Annotated in this window: 8 protein-coding genes and 1 tRNA gene; 2 read left to right on the top strand and 7 right to left on the bottom strand. The window is 59.8% G+C overall.

What is annotated here, in order from left to right:
* Positions 1-639 (top strand): NAD-binding protein (locus B4F73_RS03650; protein ID WP_290482527.1); only part of this gene is annotated, 639 nt, incomplete at its 5' end.
* 12 nt (positions 640-651) lie between these two features.
* Here B4F73_RS03650 and B4F73_RS03645 read toward each other — a convergent pair.
* Together B4F73_RS03645 and B4F73_RS03640 are read right to left on the bottom strand one after the other, a co-directional pair.
* On the bottom strand, positions 652-1,188 hold the full coding sequence (locus tag B4F73_RS03645; RefSeq protein ID WP_206992258.1) for an MlaC/ttg2D family ABC transporter substrate-binding protein: 537 nt from the start codon (positions 1,186-1,188) through the stop codon (positions 652-654).
* 295 nt (positions 1,189-1,483) lie between these two features.
* Positions 1,484-1,570: transfer RNA gene (locus B4F73_RS03640), tRNA-Leu, on the bottom strand.
* An 85-nt stretch (positions 1,571-1,655) separates the two neighbouring features.
* Here B4F73_RS03640 and B4F73_RS03635 point away from each other — a divergent pair.
* Positions 1,656-2,111 (top strand): hypothetical protein, encoded by a 456-nt coding sequence (locus B4F73_RS03635; protein ID WP_290482526.1) that lies wholly within the window; start codon positions 1,656-1,658, stop codon positions 2,109-2,111.
* Here B4F73_RS03635 and B4F73_RS03630 read toward each other — a convergent pair.
* From B4F73_RS03630 to B4F73_RS03610, 5 genes are all read right to left on the bottom strand, one after another.
* Positions 2,108-3,319 carry an acetyl-CoA C-acetyltransferase gene (locus B4F73_RS03630; RefSeq protein ID WP_290482525.1) on the bottom strand — a complete coding sequence of 404 codons (1,212 nt, stop codon included), beginning with the start codon at positions 3,317-3,319 and terminating at the stop codon, positions 2,108-2,110. The genes B4F73_RS03635 and B4F73_RS03630 overlap by 4 nt on opposite strands.
* A 6-nt stretch (positions 3,320-3,325) precedes the next feature.
* Positions 3,326-4,108 carry an enoyl-CoA hydratase gene (locus tag B4F73_RS03625; RefSeq protein WP_206992254.1) on the bottom strand — a complete coding sequence of 261 codons (783 nt, stop codon included), beginning with the start codon at positions 4,106-4,108 and terminating at the stop codon, positions 3,326-3,328.
* 86 nt (positions 4,109-4,194) lie between these two features.
* Complete coding sequence (locus B4F73_RS03620; protein ID WP_290478617.1) at positions 4,195-4,680, bottom strand: hypothetical protein; 486 nt, start codon at positions 4,678-4,680, stop codon at positions 4,195-4,197.
* On the bottom strand, positions 4,677-5,450 hold the full coding sequence (locus B4F73_RS03615; RefSeq protein WP_034816615.1) for a competence/damage-inducible protein A: 774 nt from the start codon (positions 5,448-5,450) through the stop codon (positions 4,677-4,679). Before B4F73_RS03615 ends, B4F73_RS03620 begins: the two co-directional genes overlap by 4 nt.
* A gap of 23 nt (positions 5,451-5,473) precedes the next feature.
* Positions 5,474-6,147, bottom strand: a 674-nt coding sequence (locus B4F73_RS03610; RefSeq protein ID WP_290482524.1) for a serine hydrolase domain-containing protein, incomplete at its 5' end; no start/stop codon positions are given.

The raw sequence follows: 6,147 nt of genomic DNA, 5'->3' as shown, positions 1-6,147 counted from the left end.
CTCTCTCTGGCGCTGGCACCGAGTTGGGCCATGCTCGGAGGCAAGCTCTCGCGCGAATTGGCGCGGCGCAAGCAGGTCACGATGGAAACATCAGGCGAACCTGCTGGCGAGCGGCCTGTCATCGTCATTGGCATGTCTGCCGCCGGGCGACTGGCCGTCGACGCTCTGATCGACTTTGACATCCCCTATATCGCGACTGACGGAGATCCCGACCGCTTTCTGTCTGCGGTCGCAGATGGATACAATGTCTCGTTCGGAGATGCCGCCAACATGAAGCTGATCGAAGCTGTGGGGGGCAGCAATGCGCGCGCGGTCGTGCTTGGAAAAGCGCGTTATGAAGTGTCCAAGGAAGTCACACCCAGCATCAATCGCCGCTTCCCAGACCTGGTCCGACTCGTCGCTGTCGAAACCATCCATGATCTCGACCGATATCTTGAACTGAACATACGCGCGCACCTTGTGGCTGGAGAGCCCAAAGGAATTGAGATGGTCGCGGATATGCTGAGAGTCCTGGGCGTACCCGACAAAGAACTGGCAGATTGGCTCAGCCGCGAGGCCGACCTGTTCACGATCGGCGACGCGTCAGACCGTCAGGACAAGTCCGATGAGGAAGAAGCTGTGGTCGACGAAGCCGCCTGACCAGATTCCAGGTCAGGAATTGAGGGCGTTGATCGCATCATCAATCGTGGCGCGCGGACGGTCCATGATAGCCGCGATCTGGGCACGCTGTTCGATGGCGAGCCACAGGCCCAGCACTTCGACATCCACGACACGCCAGTCGCCATTCTTTTCAATAACACGCCAGCGCACTGTCTGAGGCGCCTCGCCGGGGCGAACGACTCGCGTTTCCACGATGGAATCTGTCGGCGTGCGATCCTTTGATCCGGTAACCGTGATCTCTGCATCGCGGAATTTTTCACGCTGGTCTTCGAAGCTGCTCAACAGATAGGTTTCGAAGGCGTCTGCGAACCTGCTGCGTTCCTGATCCGTGACGCGGCGCGCATATTTCCCGAGGGTGAAATTGGCGACTGTATCCAGGTCCATGGACTGGCGCAGCGTCTCGCGGCCCTTCTGAGGGTCGGCAATATGCTTTGCGGCGCCTTCGATTACGGCCTCCGCTTCCGGGCCGGCGAAGGCAGGCAGGGCCATCAGGCCGAGGGCAGTGGAGGCAATAAGGGCGCGAAACATGAGGGCTTGTCCTTGTGAATTCTCTGCGTGTTGCCCTCTAGATATGATCGAGATTGTCCTTTTGTTCCCCGAAAGCCGAAATAGGCTCTATGCGTTTTGGGAATGAAACCGGTGCTGCAGGCGTCGGCAGGCAGGCCCCCGATAGGCGCAGGACCTGTAGTTTCGGGCGGCGGCAGGACAGAATGGCTGGGTACATGTGATTTCTCCTCTTGGGCGAGAAACATGCAAGCCGTGTACCAAGGACGCGACCTGCGCGTTCTGTCTCGATCATAAGAGTCGGCCACATATGATGGCATGGTGCGGGCGGCCGGGCTCGAACCGGCAAGGCCTTGCGGCCGAGGGATTTTAAGTCCCTTGCGTATACCAATTTCGCCACGCCCGCATGGCCGATGCTGGACATAACGGTATTTTACGGGGGATGCTAGATTTCATCGTTGAAACCAGCAGAAAGAAGGACGACCTGCGCGTTGAAAAACAGCCTCCCGACACTCTGGTTCATCTCGGCTGCTCTGATGATAGTGACGGCCACAGCCATCCCTGCGTTTATCGCGCCAGACATGAGCAGGTTCGCCAGAACCGCTATGCTGGCATCCACCCTGCCGCAAGGCGTCCTGTCAGGATTGTCTGCGGTGGCGTTTGGTCTCGTGCATATGCTCATCCTGCGGGTCCGGCCTTCAACGGCGGCCAGCGTATTTGGCGCGCTTCACCTCGGTGCAGCGCTGTTCGGTCACGCCGCGCAAATCAAAGGACAAGTTCTACGGCAGCAGGTCATCCTCGGGACGCATGATGTCAGCAGTACGGCTCAGACAATGGGAATGGTCCATATTGCCAGCACCCTGTGTTACCTGCTCGGCGTCGTCTTCTTCATTATCGCGGTGGCCGTTGCGCTGAACACACGGCCACCGGCTGAAGATGTGTTCTAGCTGACCCGCTCGAACACGGCTGCGAGCCCCTGCCCGCCCCCGATGCACATGGTCTCCAGGCCATAGCGCGCCTCGCGGCGCTCCATTTCCCGGAGCATCGTGGTCAGGATGCGCACGCCGGTCGCGCCGACCGGATGGCCGAGCGAGATGCCGGAGCCGTTCACGTTCAGCCGCTCCATGTCGTCCTCGGAGAATTCAAGCGCCTTGGTGCAGGCAAGCACCTGCGCCGCGAAGGCTTCATTCAGCTCGATGACGTCAACGTCCTTCAGTTCAAGACCTGCCGTCTTGAGGGCCTTCTGGCTGGACGGCACCGGCCCAATTCCCATGACTTCAGGCCCAACGCCTGCAACCGACCATGAAACCAATCGCCCAAGCGGCTTGAGGCCATATTTCTCTGCCGCCTCGCGCATACAGACGATACAGGCTGCCGCGCCATCATTCTGGCCGGACGCATTGCCAGCGGTCACCGTCGACTGATCGTCCACCTTGCCCCGGATCGCGCGCAGCGTGGACAGCTTCTCCAGAGAGGAATCCGGGCGAATGTGCTCATCCTGGTCCACGACCGTATCGGCCTTGCGACCTTTCACGGTGTACGGAATGATCTCCTCAGAGAACTTGCCGGACTTCTGGGCCGCAGCCGCTTTCATGTGCGAATTGTAAGCGAACTGATCCTGCGCGTCGCGCGTGATCTGATAATCACGGCGCAAATTCTCCGCCGTCTCGATCATGCCACCCGGCACGGGATGGTTCTTGCCGCCGGCTGTATAGCGACCGCGTGACAGGCCATCATGCAGCATCAGGCCGTCGCCCTTGATGTTCCACCGCATATCGATGGAGAAGAAGGGCGCATTCGACATGCTCTCCGCCCCGCCCGCGATGACAACGTCATTTGCGCCGGTTGCCACCTGCATCACGGCATTGATCACCGCCTGCAGGCCGGAGCCACAGCGCCGGTCGATCTGGTAGCCACCGGTCGAAGTTGTTAGCCCGGCATCCAGTGCCACCATGCGCCCAAAGGCCGGGGCTTCCATGGTCGGATAGCATTGCGCGAAGATACAGTCTTCCACCGCCTCGGCGGGCAGCTTTGTCTTTACCATCAGCTCACGGATGACATGTGATGCCATCTCGTGCGCATGCACGGTCTTGAAGGCGCCGCCAAAGCCGCCAACGGCGGTGCGGACGGGTTCGCAAATGACTACGTCTCTCATGGTGCTCTACTCCTGCTGGTCCCGGCCACGCGCGGTGACCTGTTTGCGAGCCTCTTCCACAGCGTCTGCCGTCACAGATTCGGCATGAGCAATGGAGCGTTTGACTTCTTCCTTCATGGCGGCGGCGAAATTCATGCCATAGCCATCATCGATCAGCGCCTTGTATTGCTTGAGCAGGTCCGGCTGGGAACTGCACATGTCGTGCGCCAGCTTCATGGCAGCCGGCACGAGTTCGTCGGATTCGTAAACACGGTTCACAAGTCCCCAACGTTCCGCGGTGTGGGCATCGAGGAAGTTACCGGAGAAAGACAGCTCCTTGGCTCGGCTGATACCAATCATGCGCGACAGCTTCTGTGAGAGGCCCCAGCCCGGCACGATGCCGACGCGGGCATGTGTATCGGCAAACTTGGCATGTTCAGAGGCCAGCAGCACGTCGCACATCAGCGCCAGTTCGAACCCGCCGGTGATTGCAAAGCCGTTGATCGCGCCGATGATTGGCCAGGGATAATCGGCCAGTGCGCGCGCCATATCTATGGACTTGGAATCTTCGTCAGCGCCCAGGGCGAAACCGGTCTGGCCGGCCTCCTTCAGGTCGATCCCGGCGGTGAAGGCCCGCCCGGCACCAGTCAGCACAACCGCGCGGACATCCTTGTTCTCTTTCAGCTCGTTGAAGACGCTGACGATCTCGGCGCGCAGGGCTCGGTTCAGCGCATTCAGCGCGTCGGGCCGGTTCAGTGTTACGAGCGCAACCGGTCCGTCCAATTCGACCTTTACGATATCTTCCGCCATGGGATCCTCCAATTTTCCTGTTTGCCTCTCTTAGCGAGGACAAGCGGGGAGGACCATGCTTGACGTTAGGGCGGTTTTGGAAGGGATCAGGCCCGGCGCTTGCGAACCAGATTCACAATGCCGATCACGAGAGCAATCACGGCGATTCCGGCCGCAAGGAAGAACAGGCCAAATTTGAGGGGCGTCAGCCACGCCTTGGCATCAAGCGCGTCGACCCATCCCGCCAAGGCCAGCACCTGAACCATGTTCTCAGTCAGGTCGGCGATCACAACTCCGAACGCTGGTAGCGCTGCGTACTTTCCCATGCCGCCAAAGAAGCGCAGGGCCAGTCCGCCGAGGAAGCCCCCATAAGCCAGGGGATACGCCGTATCCAGCAACACCGTCACCCAGGCATGGGCGGCACGTTGGGCGTCACTCATCGTGGCAATGATCGTTCGGCTCATCTCCGGATCGGAGGTCATGTCGAGAAATGCCCCGCCCACCATTGGCCGACACAGACCGAAGCCTGCACCAATCACCAGCATCGAAACGAAGCTGACAAGGATCGCGGGGGTGCGCGCCAGAAAACTCATGCGTTTGCGTCCTCGACCCGCTCCGGCTGGACGCCCGTCGCAGAGATGATCGCTTCCAGCTTGTCAGTAATCATGGGGATAAGGCTTTCCTGTATCGTGCTGGCAACCAGGTGGACACCATTGTCACCAATGCCCCGAAACCAGGGATAGGAACCGAGTGCGACGTCCGGCATCTCCTTGGCCAGCACGCCCAGCGGTTCGGCAATGTCACCTTCGCGCAAGCCCCTGCCCCGTATCGTGACCTTGTGAATGACTGCGCCTGTCTCCAGCCTCGGCCCGATATCTTCCAGCATGCCGCGCGCAACCGACGGAACACCCGCCAGGGTAAAGACATTCCCGGTCTGGAAGCCCGGCGCCCCGGACACGGGATTGGCCACGATCTGGGCGCCATGCGGAATACGCGCCATGCGCCGACGGGCTGGCGTGTAGTCTGTGCCCATTGCCTCATAGCGTTGGGCCAGCATAGCCGTGACTTCAGGATGTTCTGAAATCTCCACCCCGAACGCCTTGGCGATGGCATCAGCCGTGATGTCATCATGTGTCGGACCAATGCCGCCCGTTGTGAAGACATAGGTGTATTTTGCGCGCAGCGAATTCACGGCCTCGACAATCTCGTCTTCCACGTCGGGCACGATCCGGGTCTCCCGGACGGGAATACCGAGCGGCGCAAGATAGGAAGCAATCTGTTGCAGATTGATGTCGCGCGTCCGACCGGAGAGCAGCTCGTCCCCGATCAGGAGGACGGCTGCCGTGGGAGATTCTTTTGTCATAAAGACACTTTGCCCAGACTGGCTTATTCTTCAAGCGCCTCATAGACGAGCCGCATCGATTCCTCACGAAAACCCGCCGGCTCCCCGGGTCGTGCGCCGAAGCGCTGGATCATGCCGATAAAGAATAGATCATTCTCCGGATCGATCCAGAACCATGTCCCAGCAGCCCCGCCCCAATAATAAGTGCCGGTACCGGCTGGGCTGTCCATGGCGACGGGATCAGAGATGATGGCGAAGTCAATGCCGAAATCGCGACGCTTCGGCGTGAAGACACTTCGCTGCGTGCCATCAAATTCCACGCCTGCATTTGGCGGCAACTGGTTTGTCCGCATCAGGGCCACCGTGTCCTCCTGCAGAATACGATGGCCGTCCAGCATGCCACCATTGAGCATCATCTGGCAGAACCGGGCATAGTCGTCGATCGTGGACACGAGCCCGCCGCCCCCCGATTCGAAGGCGATGGTGGACTGCCTGAACTGAACAGTCTCGGTGTAGAATGGCTCGAACCGATCCCGCTCGGAGGCATAATACACGACGTCGGATAGCCGATCATACTCCGCTTCGGGAACATAAAATCCGGTATCATCCATGCCCAGCGGCGTGAGGACGTTTTCCTTGAGGTATTCGCCAAGAGACAATCCCGAGAATTTTTCTACCAGGTAACCCTGAATGTCGACCGAGACCGAATAGTACCAGA

The sequence above is a fragment of the Hyphomonas sp. UBA3601 genome (assembly GCF_002375605.1).
GTDB lineage: Bacteria > Pseudomonadota > Alphaproteobacteria > Caulobacterales > Hyphomonadaceae > Hyphomonas.
This window is presented reverse-complemented; position numbering and strand designations above follow the sequence as displayed.

Coding starts and splice junctions, on each gene's coding strand:
- B4F73_RS03645 (WP_206992258.1), bottom strand. CDS start 1,188: ATGTTTCGCGCCCTTATTGCCTCCACTGCCCTCGGCCTGATGGCCCTG.
- B4F73_RS03630 (WP_290482525.1), bottom strand. CDS start 3,319: ATGAGAGACGTAGTCATTTGCGAACCCGTCCGCACCGCCGTTGGCGGC.
- B4F73_RS03625 (WP_206992254.1), bottom strand. CDS start 4,108: ATGGCGGAAGATATCGTAAAGGTCGAATTGGACGGACCGGTTGCGCTC.
- B4F73_RS03620 (WP_290478617.1), bottom strand. CDS start 4,680: ATGAGTTTTCTGGCGCGCACCCCCGCGATCCTTGTCAGCTTCGTTTCG.
- B4F73_RS03615 (WP_034816615.1), bottom strand. CDS start 5,450: ATGACAAAAGAATCTCCCACGGCAGCCGTCCTCCTGATCGGGGACGAG.